Source organism: Bradyrhizobium sp. AZCC 1577, assembly GCF_036924575.1.
Taxonomy (GTDB): domain Bacteria; phylum Pseudomonadota; class Alphaproteobacteria; order Rhizobiales; family Xanthobacteraceae; genus Bradyrhizobium.
The window spans coordinates 854233-869436 of record NZ_JAZHRQ010000001.1 but is presented as its reverse complement, the minus strand read 5'-3'; the positions used below and the strand labels follow the sequence as shown (position 1 = coordinate 869436).

Genomic DNA, 15204 nt, shown 5'->3' with positions numbered 1-15204 from the left:
GGGAGGGAGCGCACCGTCTTCGCGGCAATCGCCACGGGCTCCAGGCACCCATTCGAAGCTGCGCCCCGCATGACCGCCCTTGCCGCGCTGATTCGCCGGGACATCAAAATCGCGCTCCGCGTCGGCGGCGGCGCGCTGATCGGCGTGCTGTTCTTCCTCACCGTCACAGTGCTGATGCCGTTTGCCATCGGGCCCGATCTGCCACTGTTGGCCCGGCTCGGCCCCGCCATCCTCTGGCTCGGCGCGCTGTTGGCCAGCCTGCTCACGCTCGACCGGCTGTTCATGGCCGATCATGAGGACGGCTCGCTCGACCTGATCGTGATGGGCCGGACACCGTTGGAACTCGCGTGTGCCGCGAAAGCGCTGGCGCATTGGCTCGCGGCCGGCGTGCCGCTGATCGCGGCGACTCCCGTGCTCGGGCTGTTGCTCAACCTCGACGCCGCGGCGACCTCGGCGGTGGCGCTGACCCTGCTGGTGGGGACGCCGGCGCTGACGTTCACGGGCATGATCGGCGCGGCGCTCGCCGTGACATTGCACCGCGGGGGCCTGTTGCTCGCGGTACTGGTGCTGCCGCTATCGATCCCGGTGCTGATCTTCGGCGTTGCTGCCTCGCAGGCGGCCATTGCCGGCCCGCTATCGTTTGGAACTCCGTTTTCGATCCTTTGCGCGCTCTCGCTGGTTAGTTTCGTGGTCGGGCCGTTTGCCGCTGCGGCCAGTCTGCGGCACGGTCTGGACTGAATTCGTTGACACCGATCAACTCTGGCGGAGGGGACCATGCCGCATTGCCTGCTCCGCCGCTGACGACTATCAGGATGCCATGACGCTGATCGACCTCGCCAATCCCTCGAAATTTCTCGTGCTGACCGCGCGCGTGCTGCCGTGGCTAGCAGGTGCAACCGCGATCCTGTTGCTGGTGGGCCTCTATCAGGCGGCGATGGCCCCCGACGATTACCAGCAGGGCGCCACCGTGAAGATCATGTTCATCCACGTGCCGAACGCGTGGCTTTCGATGTTCGTCTGGGGCGTCATGAGCATTGCCGCGCTGGGCACGCTGGTATGGCGGCATCCGCTCGCCGACGTCGCGGCCAAGGCCGCCGCGCCGATCGGAGCGGCGTTTACGTTTCTGGCGCTGGTCACGGGTTCACTGTGGGGGCGGCCGATGTGGGGCACCTATTGGGAATGGGACGCGCGACTTACATCGGTGCTGATCCTGTTCCTGATGTATCTCGGCCTGATGGCGCTATGGCGCGCGGTGGAGGACCCGTCGCGGGCGGCACGGGCCGCCGCCGTGCTGACGCTGGTCGGCGCGATCAACCTGCCGATCATCAAGTTCTCGGTCGACTGGTGGAACACGCTGCATCAACCGGCATCGGTGATGCGGATGGGCGGACCTTCGCTCGACAAGGCGTTCCTGATTCCATTGCTCGTAATGGCGATCGGGTTCTCGCTGCTGTTCATGACGCTGCACTTGGCGGCGATGCGCAACGAGATCCTGCGCCGCCGCGTGCGCAGCTTGCAGATGATGCAAGCCAGCCGGCAGGCGGCGTGACGTGACCTCGCTCGGACCCTATGCCTCGTTTATCGTGACCTCCTACGCGCTGGTCGCAGCGATCGTGCTGATCCTGATCGGCTGGATCGCGCTCGACTATCGTCATCAGAAGGAGCGCCTGCGTGAACTCGAGGCCTCTGGCCTGACCCGGCGCTCCGGCCGCCAGGCAACGGAGATTTGATGAGCGCGCCTGCAACATCCGATCAACCGCGCAGCCGGCGCTGGCTGGTGGCGCTGCCGCTGATCGGCTTTCTGGCGGTCGCCGGACTGTTCCTGCTGCGGCTTTACGGCGGCGATCCCTCAAAAATCCCTTCCGCCCTGATCGGCCGGCCGGCGCCGCAAACCACACTGCCGGCGCTGGAGGGTCTCGTCCATAACGGGACGCCCGTGCCCGGCCTCGACCCCGCCGTGTTCAAGGGCAAGGTCTCCGTCGTCAATGTCTGGGCCTCCTGGTGCGTGCCCTGCCACGATGAGGCGCCGCTGCTGACCGCGCTGGCGAAGGACACACGGCTGCAGATCGTCGGCATTAACTACAAGGATTCCCCTGATAACGCCCGCCGCTTCCTCGGCCGCTACGGCAATCCGTTCACCGCCGTCGGCGCCGACAGCAACGGCCGCGGCTCGATCGAATGGGGCGTCTATGGCGTGCCCGAAACCTTCGTGGTCGGCCGCGACGGCACCATCCGCTACAAGCTGGTCGGGCCGGTAACGCCAGCCAATCTCGATAGCGTGCTGAAGGTCGAAATCGAGAAGGCGCTGAAGGCGGGATCGTAGCCACTTTCGTCATTCCGGGGCATCGCGCAGCGTCGCTCCGGAATGACGAAGCAGAATGAGATTCAAATAATCTCCCGCTTTTATCTATCGTTCATTTCGCGGCCATGGCGCCGCCATGAATTCGCAGCTAGCTTTGGTGCGTTACTTGAACCGTCCTTGGGAGGGACACCCATATGCGTCATTTCACGCTCGCTTCTCTTCTCGCCACCGCGCTCACGCTGGGCATGCTGACGGCGACGCCGTCGATGGCCCAGACCGCGCAGCCCCCGGCCAAGTCCGACAGCAAGATGGCTCCCGCGCCAAAGGCCTCGGAGTCGAAGATGGCACCGGCGCCGAAGGCCGAGCTGCTGGACATCAATTCCGCGACCGCTGAGCAGCTCGATGCGCTGCCGGGCGTCGGGAAGGCCTATTCGGAGAAGATCATCAAGGGCCGCCCGTACAAGGGCAAAGACGATCTCGTGCACAAGAGCATCGTCCCGCAGGCGACCTACGACAAGATCAAGGACAAGATCATCGCCAAGCAGAAGAGCTGATCTCGTGCCCCGGACGCGGCGCAGCGCGGTAGCGGTGCGCTGCAGAGCCGGGGCCCACGCTCGAGCGGAGATATGGGTCCCGGCTCTGCGGTGCATCGTAAAGAACGCTGCACCGCGTCCGGGACACGCTACCTAGCCCTTGCTCACATCCCCGGCTTCCGCTTCGCTGACCTCCAGCGAAGCCGGTTCCAGATGATAGCGCTTGATCAGCGGCATCTGTGTTACGGCAAACAGCATCGTCAGCGGCACCATGCCGAAGACCTTGAAGGTAACCCAGAAGTCGGTGCTTTGCGTGCGCCAGATGATCTCGTTCAGCACCGCCATCGCGAAGAACCACAGCGCCCACCGCGCGGTCAGGATGCGCCAGCCGTGCGGGGTGAGATTGAACATCTGGTCGAACATGATCGCGATGAAGGAGCGGCCGAACAGCAAGCCGCCACCGAGAATGGCGGCGAACAGCGTGTAGACGATCGTCGGCTTCATCTTGATGAAAGTCTCGTCATGCAGGATCAGCGTCAGCGCGCCGAACACGACGACGACGACCGCAGTGACGATCGCCATCATGGGCACATGCCGCGTCACCATGTAAGACGCGATCATCGCAGCCACCACCGCCACCATGAATGCGCCGGTGGCGACGAACAGGTTGGACTTGGCATTGGCGACGAAGAAGATGAGCAAGGGACCGAGTTCGGTCGCAAGCTTGAACAGCGGATGCGGTACTTTCTTGTCCATTACTCGATTCCTGCAATCGCGTTCGCAAAGTCCCGCGCCGTGAAGGGCGCGAGATCGTCGATGCCTTCGCCGACGCCGATGAAGTGCACCGGAAGTTTGAATTTCTCCGCGAGCGCCACCAGAATGCCGCCGCGCGCGGTGCCGTCGAGCTTCGTCATCACAAGACCGGTGACGCCAGCGGTACGATGAAACGCTTCGACCTGCGACAGCGCATTTTGTCCCACCGTCGCATCGAGCACGAGCAGGACCGCATGCGGCGCCGACGCGTCGACCTTCTTGAGGACGCGAACGACTTTTTCCAGTTCGTTCATCAGTTCGGCCTTGTTCTGCAACCGCCCCGCCGTATCGACCAGCAGCACATCGAGCTTCTGTTCCTTCGCCGCGCTCAGCGCGTTGAAGGCGAGGCTCGCCGAATCCGAGCCCTGCGCACCCGCAACGACCGGCGATTTGGTGCGCTCACCCCACACCTTGAGCTGTTCGATTGCGGCGGCACGAAACGTATCGCCCGCCGCCAGCATCACCTTGCGGCCCTCGGCGCTCAGTTTCGCGGCAAGCTTGCCGATGGTCGTGGTCTTGCCGGAGCCGTTGACGCCGACCACGAGGATGACGAACGGCTTTTGCGCCGCGTCGATCTCCAGCGGCTTCGCCACCGGCGCCAACACCTTCTCGACCTCAGTCGCGACAACCGTCTTCACTTCGTCGGCGGAAATCGCCTTGTCATAGCGGCCGGCGCCGACGGCATCCGCGATCCGCACCGCAACCGCGGTGCCGAGATCGGCGCGCAGCAGCACATCCTCGATATCGTCGAGCATGGCGCGGTCGAGCTTGCGCTTGGTGACGAGGTCGGCGACGGCCGACCCAAGCGAACTCGAAGTCCGCTTCAGGCCGCTCGAAAGCCGCCGCCACCAGCTCAGTTTGGGGGTTCCAGGAGTGGTATCGCTCATGTCGGGGACGTGTTAGCGGTTTCGCGCCATGAGCGGAAGTCACAACAAATCCTTTGCTGTTCCCGGGCCATCTCTTGATGTGCCCGGGACAGCCTTTGGTGTTCCCAGAACATCAATTGATGTCCAGGGATTAACGGCAGACGAAATCCTGGCCCGCGTGCTCCATCGCGACGGGCTGATGCTGGTCATCGACAAGCCGGCCGGCCTGCCGGTGCATCGCGGCCCCAAGGGCGGGGCCAATCTGGAAGCTTCCTTCGATGCCTTGCGATTCGGCCTGCCGCGCCCGCCGGTGCTGGCCCACCGGCTCGACAAGGACACCTCAGGCTGTCTCGTATTGGGACGCCACCGCAAGGCCACCGCCTCGCTCGGCCTCTTGTTCAAGCACGGCAAGGTCGGAAAGAGCTATTGGGCCGTGGTCGAAGGCGGACCTGCCGAAGATGAAGGCATCATCGACATGCCGCTCGGACGGCTGAACGCCGAGCGCGGCTGGTGGCAGAAGCCGGACCCGGAGGGCCAGAAAGCCATCACCACCTGGAAAGTGCTCGGCCGCGGCGACGGCCTTGCCTGGCTGGCGCTGGAACCGGTGACTGGCCGAACGCATCAACTGCGCGTGCACACCTCAGCGATGGGCTGGCCGATCGTCGGCGACAATATTTACGGCAATGGTCCGCGCTTCGGCGAACCGATCCTGCATCTGCATTCCCGTGAGATCGTGGTTCCGATTTCGAAGAACAAGGAGGCGGTGCGCGTGGTGGCGCCGGCACCGGCGCATATGCGCGAGCGGTTGCGAAAGTGTGGGTGGAACGGGGAGTAGCGGTTCGTGCCGAGCACGCGCCCCAACTACCGCTGTCGTCATCCGCCAACGGGTCGCGCGAATGCGCGCCCGATGACAGGCTCCAGCAGATGATCCAGTATTCCAGAGGCATCTGTGATGAACTGAGAGGCCGCGGCGTACTGGGTCGCCCGGTCGAGCCGGGCGATGACAGCGGAATGTGCGATTCAAACCGTCAACCGTGCGCCGTCCTGACCTTTAATCGCAATCGCCATCACGGCACCCGGCTTTTCGCCTGATATCGCAACCGGCAGAAAATGCTCGGTGCGCCCCTGTTTGTCGCTTTCGATCAAGACCTGACGCGTGGCGCCGACCTCTGCCGCCAAGCGTCGGCGCAATGCGGCCTCGCCCGTCACGCGCAACCGCTTCGCCCGCGCCTTGATCACCTCACCCGCCACCTGCGGCATCCGTGCGGCCGGCGTACCCGGGCGCTTGGAGTAAGGAAACACGTGCAGGAAGGTGAGATCGCATTCCTCCACCAGGTCCTGCGAGCGCGCAAACATTTCTTCCGTCTCGGTCGGAAAACCCGCGATGATATCGGCACCGAGCGTCATGTCCGGACGCAGCCGCCGCACCTGCGCGCAGAATTCGATCGCATCCTGCCGCAAATGCCGCCGCTTCATCCGCTTCAAAATGAGGTCGTCGCCGGATTGCAGTGACAGGTGCAGATGCGGCATCAGCCGCTCATCCTCGGCAATGACGTCGAGCAGATCGCGGTCGGCCTCGATGGAATCGATCGACGAAATCCGCAGGCGCCTCAACTCCGGCACGTGGCGCAAAATCTGTTTTGTCAGTTGCCCGAGCTTCGGATCACCCGGCAGATCGGCACCGTAGCTCGTCAGATCGACACCGGTCAGCACGATCTCGGCATGGCCGCGTTCGGTGAGCGCACGCACCTGATCCACCACCGCCCCCATCGGCACCGAGCGCGAATTGCCCCGGCCGTAGGGGATGATGCAGAAGGTGCAGCGATGGTCGCAGCCGTTCTGCACCTGCACGAAGACGCGCGGCAGGCCGGCCTTGAACCCGTCAAGCAGATGCGGCGCCATCTCCTTGACCGCCATGATGTCGGCGACCGCGATCTTTTCGCTTGTTCCGACGCCAAAGCCCAGGTCAAACGCCGCGCGCGCATCGCGCCAGGCATCGCCCCGCATCTTGTCGTCATTGCCGACGACGCGATCGACCTCGGCCATTTCGGCAAACATTTCTGCTTGCGTCTGCGCCGCGCAGCCGGTGACGACGATGCGTACATCCGGCCGTTCGCGCTTCAGCCGGCGGATCGATTGCCGCGCCTGCGCCACGGCCTCATTGGTGACCGCGCAGCTATTGATGACGACGGTATCGCAAAGTCCGGCGCGTTCCGCCTCGCGGGCGATCACCTCGGATTCGAAGGCGTTGAGGCGGCAGCCAAACGTGAGGACGTCGACGCTCATGGCGCTCAGGCGACGTTGGCGAACAGCGCGGGATCGAAGCGGCCTTCATACTCGAAATCGGCCGTCCCCGTCATCAGCACGTGGTCGTCGCGCTCGCGCCATTCGATCGCAAGCTTGCCACCGGGAAGCGTGACCTCCACCGTGCGGTTGGCGCGCTTCAGCCGGGCGGCGGCGACCGCGGTCGCGCAAGCGGCCGAGCCGCAGGCCTTGGTCAAGCCGACGCCACGCTCCCAGGTGCGGATCGTGATGTGATCGCGATCGACGATATGGGCGAGCGTGATGTTGGCGCGCTCCGGAAAGATCGGGTGATTTTCCAATAGCGGCCCGAAGCGCTCGAGATCATGGGCGTTGACGTCGTCGACCCAGAAGATCGCATGCGGATTGCCCATCGAGACCACCGACGGCGAATGCAGCACCGGCGCATCGATCGGCCCGACCTGCAATTCGATGTAGCGGGTGTCGCGAAATTCTTCCGCCAGCGGAATGTCCTGCCAGCCGAACTTCGGCACCCCCATGTCGACGGTGTAGAGGTCGGGGGCCGGTCCCTGCCAGCAATTCAAAAGCCCGGCACGGGTCTCGAAGGTCACGGCGGTTTGGCCGGTCTTCTCGAACAGGCGGCGCACCACGCAACGCATGCCGTTGCCGCAGGCGCCGGCCTCCGAGCCGTCACTGTTGTAGATGCGGATGAAGGCCTCGGTGCCCGGCAGCCGCGGCGGCTGCAATACCATCAACTGGTCATAGGGCACGCCCGCGGGCGAAGCGACCGCACGCGCCTCTTCGGCCGTCACGGCTGCCTTGGAATCGCGCAGGTCCACCACGACGATTTCGTTGCCGATGCCATTCATTTTGGCAAATGCGTGGTTGGCCAGCGCGCTCATGGAATTTCCCAATTTATGCCTGCCTTATATGGCGAATGATGGCGCGTTGACCAGTGCAAGGGCCTATGACGCATCTGTCATGGGACGAAAACGGCCCTCGCGTGTTAGGAATACGCCCATCCTGGCGGGCGCGGACCCGGGACATGCCGCCGCCGGGTGGGGTGGATGGAGAATACCTGAATGAACCGTATCAGCACTTTCCGTGCGGCCGTGGCCGCGCTCGCCATGGTTGCGCTTGGCGGGGCCGCACTGGCGCAGTCGCCGGCGCCCGCAGCCCCTCCGGCCACAAACCCGGCGGCGACGCCCAGCCCCGCACCATCGGCGGTGCCGGTCCCGCCGCCGGCCGAAACCAAGTCTCCGGCGGATGTCCCCACCGCGGAGAAAGCCCCGACGCCCGTACCCCCGCCGCCCGCCGCCAGCGTCCAGAACGCCGACCCCTTCGGCGAGGAGCTCACGCTGGAGCCCAAGAAAGTCTTGGTGATGAAGGGCACCGCCAACTGGGATGCGGCGTTCGACACCCTGATCGATTCGTTCAAGGCGCTGACCGCGTTGCTCGACAAGCAGGGCATCAAGGCCACGGGCAATTCGATGATCGTCTACACCTCGACCGACGATACCGGTTTTACGTATCTGGCACAGATTCCGGTCGACCAGGACGTCAAGAACCTGACCAAGGACATCAGCATGGGCAAGTCGCCCGAGGGCAAGGCGCTGAAATTCGTCCATCGCGGCTCCTACGACAACATGGACAACACCTATGAGGCGATCACCAACCACCTGGACGACAAGAAACTGGAAGCCAAAGACACCTTCATCGAGGAATACATCACCGATCCCCTGAAGACGGCAGAGGACAAGCTGGTGATCAACGTCTATGTGCCGCTGAGGTGATCGGGATGAAACACCCGCTTGCCCTTGCCGTCGTTGCCGCTACGTGGCTCGCCGCGCCGGCATTGGCGCAGACGGTGCCGCCGCCCGCGATCTCCGTGACCGGCGAGGCGAACGTATCGGTGGCGCCTGACCAGGCCCAGATCGACGGCGGCGTGACGTCGGACGCCAAGACCGCGCGCGAGGCGTCGGACGCCAACAACGCGGCGATGGGCAAGGTGCTGCTGGCGCTGAAGGGCGCCGGCGTCGAAGAGAAGGACTACCAGACCTCGCGGCTGTCGCTGCAGCCGCAATTTGCGCCTAATCGCGCCGGCCCCTCGCCCATCGTCGGCTATCGCGCCAGCAACCGTGTCACGGTAAAGATCCGCGACGTGACCAAAGTTGCGAACGTAATCGACGTGCTGGTCGCCGCCGGCGCCAATGACATCGGCGGCATCCACTTCAGCGTGACGCAGGCATCCAAATATCTCGACGAGGCCCGCGAGAAGGCGGTCGCGGACGCCCGCCGCAAGGCCGAGATTTACGCCAAGACTGCCGGCGTGACGCTCGGCGAACCCATCAGCATTACCGAGGAAGGTGCACCCGTGCCGCTACATCGCGGCAAGATGGCAGCCCCCATGGCCGCCGGCGCACCGGTGGCGCAAGGCGAGGAGACGCTCTCGGTGATGGTGCTCGTGTCCTGGGCGATCAAGGGAAAAGAATAGTAATTCCCGTCGTCCCTGCGAAAATTGCTGTCGTCCCTGCGAACGCAGGGACCCATAACCAGAGGAAGATGTGGTTATGCTGAGCTGTGGCTTCAGCCTTTTTCAACAATCAGCAACGGTGGCTATGGGTCCCTGCGTTCGCAGGGACGACAAGAGTTAGATCTCCACCACCTGCCCCGGCTTCAGCGCGCAGAACCGCTCCGGCGGAATCTTCGCTTCCTTCAGCGCGTCGGCCAATGCATTGACCGGCGCGTCGATCGCCTCATCGGTGAGCTGGAACGTGCCGTGATGATGCGCCAGCGCTTCCTTAGCGCCGCAATCGGCCAGCGCCTTCACCGCATCAGCCGGATTCATGTGCTGATCCTTCATGAACCAGCGCGGCTCATAGGCACCGATCGGTAATATCGCCAGCCGCAGCGGGCCGTGCTGCTCGGCCACGCGGCGGAAATGCTTGCCTTCGCCATAGCCGGAATCGCAGACGATGTAGAGTTTGCCGGCCGGCGTCTCCAGCACAAAACTCGCCCACAGCGCCTTGTTGCGGTCGAACAGGCCGCGCGCCGACCAGTGCCGCGTCGGCACCAGCGTCACCGCTATGCCATTGCCGAGCTCCACCCGATCCTGCCAGTCGAACGCCTCGGCTTTGATCGATGCGTCCGCATCGCGCATGGTGACGTCGTTACCGAGCGGCGTGATCACGCGCGGCGAAAACTTTTCCGCGAGTTTGGACAGCGTCGCGATATCGAGATGGTCGTAATGGCCGTGTGAGACCAGCACCACGTCGATCTTGGGCAGCGCGTCGAATGCAATGCCGGGATCATTGTGCCGGTGCGGCCCGGCCCATGAAAGCGGCGAAGCCCGCGGCGACCACACGGGATCGACGAGAATATTGAGATCCCGCGTCTGGATCAGCCAGGAGACATGGCCGACAAAGGATAGCCGCACCTTGTCGCCGGAAACGCGCGGCGGCGGCGTATCGCTCTGCGCATTCGGCACCCAATCCGGCCAGCTCGCGCGCTTGCGGTCGGTGCCGAACTGCCAGCGCAGCACCTCCGCCAATGATTTTGGCGGCACGCCGTCGGGATCGAAGAAGCGCATGCCGTCGAAATGATCGGAGACAGGACCCTCATAGGTTTTCATATTGCTGATCCAGACAGACGGCACGCCGATGGCCGTGGCGGCTCCGGCGAGCACTGCAAAGACGCGGCGGCGAGTAATGGACATCACGACAGGCGGGACAGAACAAGAGACATGGGGCCTTATATGGCGTGTGCGGGTTCAACTTGGAACATGCGACGAAAGAAGCCTGATCGCCCACCGCCTTCATCTTGGATAATGCAACCATGTCAAAGCCTTACGCCTCAATCGCAGGGCATTATGCCCTAGTTTCTCCTTGACTTTCACCCCATCCGAGGGTTTAACCCGCCCACTTTCTCGGAAAGACGTTCTTTTCGACCCGCCGCCCGGCCCATGAGACCGGAGGCCAACGCCCGACAGCGCGATGCGCCCTCGGGCGCGAAAGTGTTTGGAATATCGTTTTGGCGTTTGGCGCCAGAGCGCATACGTCGTCACCCGCGCAGGCGGGTGATCCAGTATCCCAGAGCAGCTCGTTTAAACCGAGGGGCTGCGGCGTACTGGATACCCCGCTTTCGCGGAGTATGACGGCGGTGGGTTAGGCAGCGCCTGCCGCGTGCAGGACAAAGGACAACGGCATTGTTCGACAATCTGTCGGAAAAGCTTGGTGGGATACTCGATCGGCTGACGGGCCGCGGCTCGCTGTCGGAGGCCGACGTCGACGCCGCGATGCGCGAGGTGCGCCGCGCGCTGCTGGAAGCCGACGTTGCGCTTGAGGTGGTCCGAAGCTTCACCGAGCGCGTCCGCGAGCAGGCGGTCGGAGCCACCGTCGTCAAGTCGGTCACGCCCGGGCAGATGGTGGTCAAGATCGTCCATGACGAGCTGATCGCCACCCTCGGCGCGGACGGCCAGACCATCGATCTCAACGCGGTGCCGCCGGTCGCCATCATGATGGTCGGTCTCCAAGGCTCCGGCAAGACCACCACCACCGCAAAGCTCGCCCGCCGCATGACCCAGCGCGACAAGCGCAAGGTGCTGATGGCCTCGCTCGACATCTACCGCCCGGCGGCGATGGAGCAACTGGCCGTGCTGGGGCGCGACCTCGACATCCCGACGCTGCCGATCGTGACGGGGCAAAAGCCGGCGCAAATTGCAAAACGCGCACTCGAAGCCGGCAAGCTCGGCGGCTACGACGTGGTGCTGCTCGACACCGCCGGCCGCACCACGCTCGACGAAGAGATGATGAGCGAGGCGGCCGAGATCAAAGCCACGGCCAATCCGCATGAAGTGCTGCTGGTCGCGGACTCCCTGACCGGCCAGGACGCGGTCAACCTCGCGCGCGCCTTCGATCAGCGCGTCGGCCTCACCGGCATCGTGCTGACGCGCGTTGACGGCGACGGCCGCGGCGGCGCCGCGCTGTCGATGCGCGCGGTCACGGGAAAACCGATCAAGCTGATCGGCACCGGCGAAAAGACGGACGCGCTGGAAGACTTTCACCCCAGCCGCATTGCCGGCCGCATCCTCGGAATGGGCGACGTGGTGTCGCTGGTCGAACGCGCGGCGGCGAATATCGACGCCGAAAAGGCCGCGCGCACCGCCGAGCGGATGCGCAAGGGCCAGTTCGACCTCAACGACATGCGCGAGCAGTTGCTGCAGATGGCGAATATGGGCGGCATCAGCGGCTTGATGGGCATGATGCCGGGCATTGCCAAGATGAAGAACCAGATTGCGGCAGCCGGCATCGACGACAAGATTTTGAAACGCCAGGTCGCGATCATCGATTCGATGACGCGGGCTGAGCGCAAAAACCCGGACATTTTGAAGGCCAGCCGCAAGAAGCGCATCGCCGCCGGCGCCGGCCAGAATGTCGAGCAGGTCAATAAGCTCCTGAAGATGCACCGGAACATGGCCGACGTGATGAAGGCGATGGGTTCGGGCAAGCGCGGCCCGCTCGCCGGCATCGCGCAGGCGATGGGTTTTGGCGGCGGCATGAAGCCGCCCTCGCCGGAAGAGATGAAGGCGCTGGCGGACAAGATGCAGGGCGGCGCCGGTCCAGGCGGCCTGCCGAATTTGCCCAAGGATCTTCCCACCGGCCTGCGCCAGGGATTGCCGAATCTGCCGGGGCTTACCGGGCTGAGCGGCAAGCCGAACCTGCCGGGCCTCGGCGGCTTTCCGGGGAAGAAGAAATGAGGACACCGTCATTGCGAGCGAAGCGAAGCAATCCATCGATCCGCGGAAAGAAAGAGTGGATTGCTTCGTCTCTTCGCTCCTCGCAATGACGCCAATTCACACCGTTCAGATCATCGAGTTTTACATTTAACAGGAGAACTAAATGTCAGTCGTTATCCGCCTCGCTCGCGCAGGCACCAAGAAGCGTCCGGTCTATCACGTCGTCGTCGCCGACTCGCGCTTTCCCCGCGACGGCCGCTTCATCGAGCGTCTCGGCTATTTCAATCCGCTGCTGCCGAAGGACAATGAATCGCGGCTGAAGCTCGACATGGACAAGGTGAAGTCCTGGCTCGCCAAGGGCGCGCAGCCGTCGGATCGCGTGACGCGCTTCCTGGATGCGGCCGGTGTCGTCAAGCGCGCCGCCCGCAACAACCCGGAAAAGGCCGTGCCGCGCAAGGAGCGCAAGGCTCGCGCCGAAGCCGCCGCGAAGGCGTAAGGCTTAGCGGCGCGCGACGGTGAAAACACCGATTTGCGTCGCCCGTATCGGCGCCGCGCATGGCGTGCGCGGCGCGGTGAAACTGTGGACGTTCACCGAGGATCCGCTGGCCGTAAAGCAATACGGCCCGCTGATGACCAAAGACGGGGCGCGCCAGTTCGAGGTGACGGATGTCCGCGAGGCCAAAGACCATCTGGTGGCGACGCTGAAGGGCATCGCCACCCGCGACGACGCCGAGCGGCTCAATGGCCTCGAACTCTATGTCGCCCGCGACAAATTGCCCGAGACCGACGAGGGCGAGTATTACCACGCCGACCTGATCGGACTTGCCGCCGTCAACGCCGCGGGCGAGCCGCTCGGCCGCGTGATTGCGATTCACAATTTCGGGGCCGGCGACATTATCGAGATCGCGCCTTCGCAAGGCGCCACTATGCTGCTGCCGTTCACCAATGCAGTCGTGCCGACGGTCGATCTGGCGAATGGCCGCGTGGTGATCGAGCTGCCGCAGGAAATCGAAGGCGACGACGCTCCGACGCTTACGTGATGGGTTTTGTATGACCTGGCGCGCCACCATTCTCACCCTCTTCCCCGAGATGTTTCCCGGGCCGCTCGGCGTCAGCCTGGCCGGCAAGGCGCTGGCCTCCGGGCTGTGGGAGTTGGAGGCGCGCGACATCAGGGACTCCGCCACGGACCGTCACCGCAGCGTCGACGACACGCCGGCCGGCGGCGGTCCCGGCATGGTGCTGCGGGCGGACATTCTGGCCGCGGCGATCGACGCCGCGGATATCTCTCCCGACCGACCGCGCCTCCTGATGAGCCCGCGGGGTCGGCCATTGACCCAGCCCATGGTTGCCGAATTTGCCACAGGACCCGGGCCCCTGATCGTCTGCGGCCGGTTCGAGGGGGTCGATCAGCGGGTCATCGAGGCACGGAACCTCGAAGAGGTCTCGGTCGGTGACTACGTTCTGTCAGGAGGCGAAATCGCCGCGATGGCCCTGATCGACGCCTGCGTCCGGCTTTTGCCGGGGGTGATGGGCAAGCAGACCTCGGGAGTAGACGAAAGCTTCTCCGAGGGACTACTGGAATACCCCCAGTTTACGCGGCCGCAGGAGTTCGAGGGCCGCGGCATCCCCGAAATCCTGACCTCCGGCGATCATGCCAAGGTGGCGGCATGGCGGAGGGCCGAGGCCGAGGCGCTGACCCGGGCGCGGCGGCCGGATTTATGGGCGGCGAGGGGCGGCCAAAAAGGCACAAAAAGCACGACAGACGGGTGACAAGCGGCCGCCTATGCCTTATACGAGCGCCAAATCCGCACACGCGCAGGATAGATGGACGTTTGCGCAGCCCCCGAAAGGCTGGGCGCGCCGCCGATGGAGATTTCAATGAACCTCATTCAACAGCTCGAAAAAGAGCAATTCGAAAAACTGTCGGCGACCAAGTCGATCCCCGAATTCGGCCCCGGCGATACCGTGATCGTCAACGTCAAGGTGGTCGAAGGCGAGCGCACCCGCGTGCAGGCCTATGAAGGCGTCTGCATCGGCCGTTCCGGCGGCGGGCTCAACGAGAGCTTCACCGTCCGCAAGATTTCCTACGGCGAAGGCGTGGAGCGCGTGTTCCCGGTGATGTCGCCGATGATCGACTCGATCAAGGTGGTGCGCCGCGGCAAGGTGCGCCGCGCCAAGCTGTATTACCTGCGCAGCCTGCGCGGCAAGTCGGCCCGCATCGTCGAGAAGCAGGACCGCGCCGCCGCCGTCGGCGAGTAACTTTTCCCGAACGGGATGCGACAAAAGCGCGGGGTTTTGCCCCGCGCTTTTTTGTTGCGCCTCCACGTCATTGCGAGCGCAGCGAAGCAATCCATCTATCCCCGTTCCGAGAAATGGATTGCTTCGCTCCGCTCGCAATGACGGGGAGAGACCAAGGCCGGACCCAATCCTCGCAATGACGGTGGCAACAAACGCATATCGCACTTAGATGTGCCATGTGATATGAAGCTGGAATGGTTCTAGATCGCACCAGCGCCGCCTTCGGCACCGCTCAACTCGTCGTCATCGACGACCGCTCGCGGCTGCCTGGCCGCTTCTTCGGGCGGTTCGCGACGTCGGCCACGTCCGAGCTTACGCGCGCAGCCTGATGCTGCGCTGACGTCTGTTGCTTGCGCCTTTCGCGCTTAACCGCTCACACAGAATTTCCTTTGGAGC

Annotated in this window: 19 protein-coding genes; 14 read left to right on the top strand and 5 right to left on the bottom strand. The window is 64.2% G+C overall.

Annotated elements, in window-relative coordinates; translation table 11 throughout:
* The first annotated feature begins 69 nt into the window (after window positions 1-69).
* The 5 genes from ccmB to V1278_RS04075 all read left to right on the top strand — a co-directional run bounded on the left by ccmB (window position 70) and on the right by V1278_RS04075 (window position 2856).
* On the top strand, window positions 70-738 hold the full coding sequence (ccmB, locus tag V1278_RS04095; RefSeq protein ID WP_334379781.1) for a heme exporter protein CcmB: 669 nt from the start codon (window positions 70-72) through the stop codon (window positions 736-738).
* Window positions 739-817: 79 nt separating this feature from the next.
* Complete coding sequence (locus V1278_RS04090; protein WP_334379780.1) at window positions 818-1549, top strand: heme ABC transporter permease; 732 nt, start codon at window positions 818-820, stop codon at window positions 1547-1549.
* A 1-nt stretch (window position 1550) separates the two neighbouring features.
* On the top strand, window positions 1551-1730 hold the full coding sequence (ccmD, locus tag V1278_RS04085) for a heme exporter protein CcmD (protein WP_334379779.1): 180 nt from the start codon (window positions 1551-1553) through the stop codon (window positions 1728-1730).
* Entirely contained in the window at window positions 1730-2323 is a 594-nt protein-coding gene (locus V1278_RS04080; protein ID WP_334365609.1) for a DsbE family thiol:disulfide interchange protein, read from the top strand. The genes ccmD and V1278_RS04080 overlap by 1 nt, the downstream gene beginning before the upstream one ends.
* Before the next feature lie 173 nt (window positions 2324-2496).
* Window positions 2497-2856, top strand: coding sequence for a ComEA family DNA-binding protein (locus tag V1278_RS04075; RefSeq protein WP_334365610.1), 360 nt, complete (start codon window positions 2497-2499; stop codon window positions 2854-2856).
* Between the two features lie 132 nt (window positions 2857-2988).
* On the opposite strand, the gene V1278_RS04070 is transcribed toward V1278_RS04075, so the two are convergent.
* On the bottom strand, window positions 2989-3591 hold the full coding sequence (locus V1278_RS04070; protein ID WP_334365611.1) for a septation protein A: 603 nt from the start codon (window positions 3589-3591) through the stop codon (window positions 2989-2991).
* Window positions 3591-4535: a signal recognition particle-docking protein FtsY gene (ftsY, locus tag V1278_RS04065; RefSeq protein WP_028348478.1), complete on the bottom strand. Its 945-nt coding sequence runs from the start codon at window positions 4533-4535 to the stop codon at window positions 3591-3593. The genes V1278_RS04070 and ftsY overlap by 1 nt, the downstream gene beginning before the upstream one ends.
* Before the next feature lie 178 nt (window positions 4536-4713).
* Between ftsY and V1278_RS04060 the strand changes: the two genes are divergently transcribed.
* On the top strand, window positions 4714-5349 hold the full coding sequence (locus V1278_RS04060) for an RluA family pseudouridine synthase (protein WP_334384091.1): 636 nt from the start codon (window positions 4714-4716) through the stop codon (window positions 5347-5349).
* A gap of 185 nt (window positions 5350-5534) precedes the next feature.
* Here V1278_RS04060 and mtaB read toward each other — a convergent pair whose 3' ends face one another.
* Both mtaB and dapF read right to left on the bottom strand, forming a co-directional pair.
* Window positions 5535-6800, bottom strand: coding sequence for a tRNA (N(6)-L-threonylcarbamoyladenosine(37)-C(2))-methylthiotransferase MtaB (gene mtaB, locus V1278_RS04055; protein WP_334379778.1), 1266 nt, complete (start codon window positions 6798-6800; stop codon window positions 5535-5537).
* Between the two features lie 5 nt (window positions 6801-6805).
* The gene (gene dapF, locus V1278_RS04050; protein ID WP_334379777.1) at window positions 6806-7678 is read right to left on the bottom strand and encodes a diaminopimelate epimerase; all 873 of its coding nucleotides are present in this window, start codon (window positions 7676-7678) and stop codon (window positions 6806-6808) included.
* Window positions 7679-7858: 180 nt separating this feature from the next.
* On the opposite strand from dapF, the gene V1278_RS04045 reads away from it, so the two are divergent.
* Together V1278_RS04045 and V1278_RS04040 are read left to right on the top strand one after the other, a co-directional pair.
* A complete protein-coding gene (locus tag V1278_RS04045) occupies window positions 7859-8569 on the top strand; it encodes a GyrI-like domain-containing protein (protein WP_334379776.1) in 711 nt (236 codons plus the stop codon).
* Window positions 8570-8574: 5 nt separating this feature from the next.
* Window positions 8575-9270 carry an SIMPL domain-containing protein gene (locus tag V1278_RS04040; RefSeq protein WP_334379775.1) on the top strand — a complete coding sequence of 232 codons (696 nt, stop codon included), beginning with the start codon at window positions 8575-8577 and terminating at the stop codon, window positions 9268-9270.
* A 156-nt stretch (window positions 9271-9426) separates the two neighbouring features.
* On the opposite strand, the gene V1278_RS04035 is transcribed toward V1278_RS04040, so the two are convergent.
* On the bottom strand, window positions 9427-10491 hold the full coding sequence (locus V1278_RS04035) for an MBL fold metallo-hydrolase (RefSeq protein ID WP_334379774.1): 1065 nt from the start codon (window positions 10489-10491) through the stop codon (window positions 9427-9429).
* A 489-nt stretch (window positions 10492-10980) separates the two neighbouring features.
* Here V1278_RS04035 and ffh point away from each other — a divergent pair, with 489 nt between their 5' ends.
* The 6 genes from ffh to V1278_RS04005 all read left to right on the top strand — a co-directional run bounded on the left by ffh (window position 10981) and on the right by V1278_RS04005 (window position 15137).
* Entirely contained in the window at window positions 10981-12531 is a 1551-nt protein-coding gene (ffh, locus tag V1278_RS04030; RefSeq protein WP_334365618.1) for a signal recognition particle protein, read from the top strand.
* A 142-nt stretch (window positions 12532-12673) separates the two neighbouring features.
* A complete protein-coding gene (gene rpsP / locus V1278_RS04025; protein ID WP_028348470.1) occupies window positions 12674-13006 on the top strand; it encodes a 30S ribosomal protein S16 in 333 nt (110 codons plus the stop codon).
* 19 nt (window positions 13007-13025) lie between these two features.
* Window positions 13026-13550 carry a ribosome maturation factor RimM gene (gene rimM / locus V1278_RS04020; RefSeq protein ID WP_334379773.1) on the top strand — a complete coding sequence of 175 codons (525 nt, stop codon included), beginning with the start codon at window positions 13026-13028 and terminating at the stop codon, window positions 13548-13550.
* 10 nt (window positions 13551-13560) lie between these two features.
* Window positions 13561-14280 carry a tRNA (guanosine(37)-N1)-methyltransferase TrmD gene (gene trmD / locus V1278_RS04015; protein ID WP_334365621.1) on the top strand — a complete coding sequence of 240 codons (720 nt, stop codon included), beginning with the start codon at window positions 13561-13563 and terminating at the stop codon, window positions 14278-14280.
* A 108-nt stretch (window positions 14281-14388) separates the two neighbouring features.
* Window positions 14389-14769, top strand: a complete 381-nt coding sequence (gene rplS / locus V1278_RS04010) for a 50S ribosomal protein L19 (protein ID WP_028348467.1) — start codon at window positions 14389-14391, stop codon at window positions 14767-14769.
* 233 nt (window positions 14770-15002) lie between these two features.
* Window positions 15003-15137 carry a hypothetical protein gene (locus V1278_RS04005; RefSeq protein WP_256470161.1) on the top strand — a complete coding sequence of 45 codons (135 nt, stop codon included), beginning with the start codon at window positions 15003-15005 and terminating at the stop codon, window positions 15135-15137.
* Window positions 15138-15204: the final 67 nt, after the last annotated feature.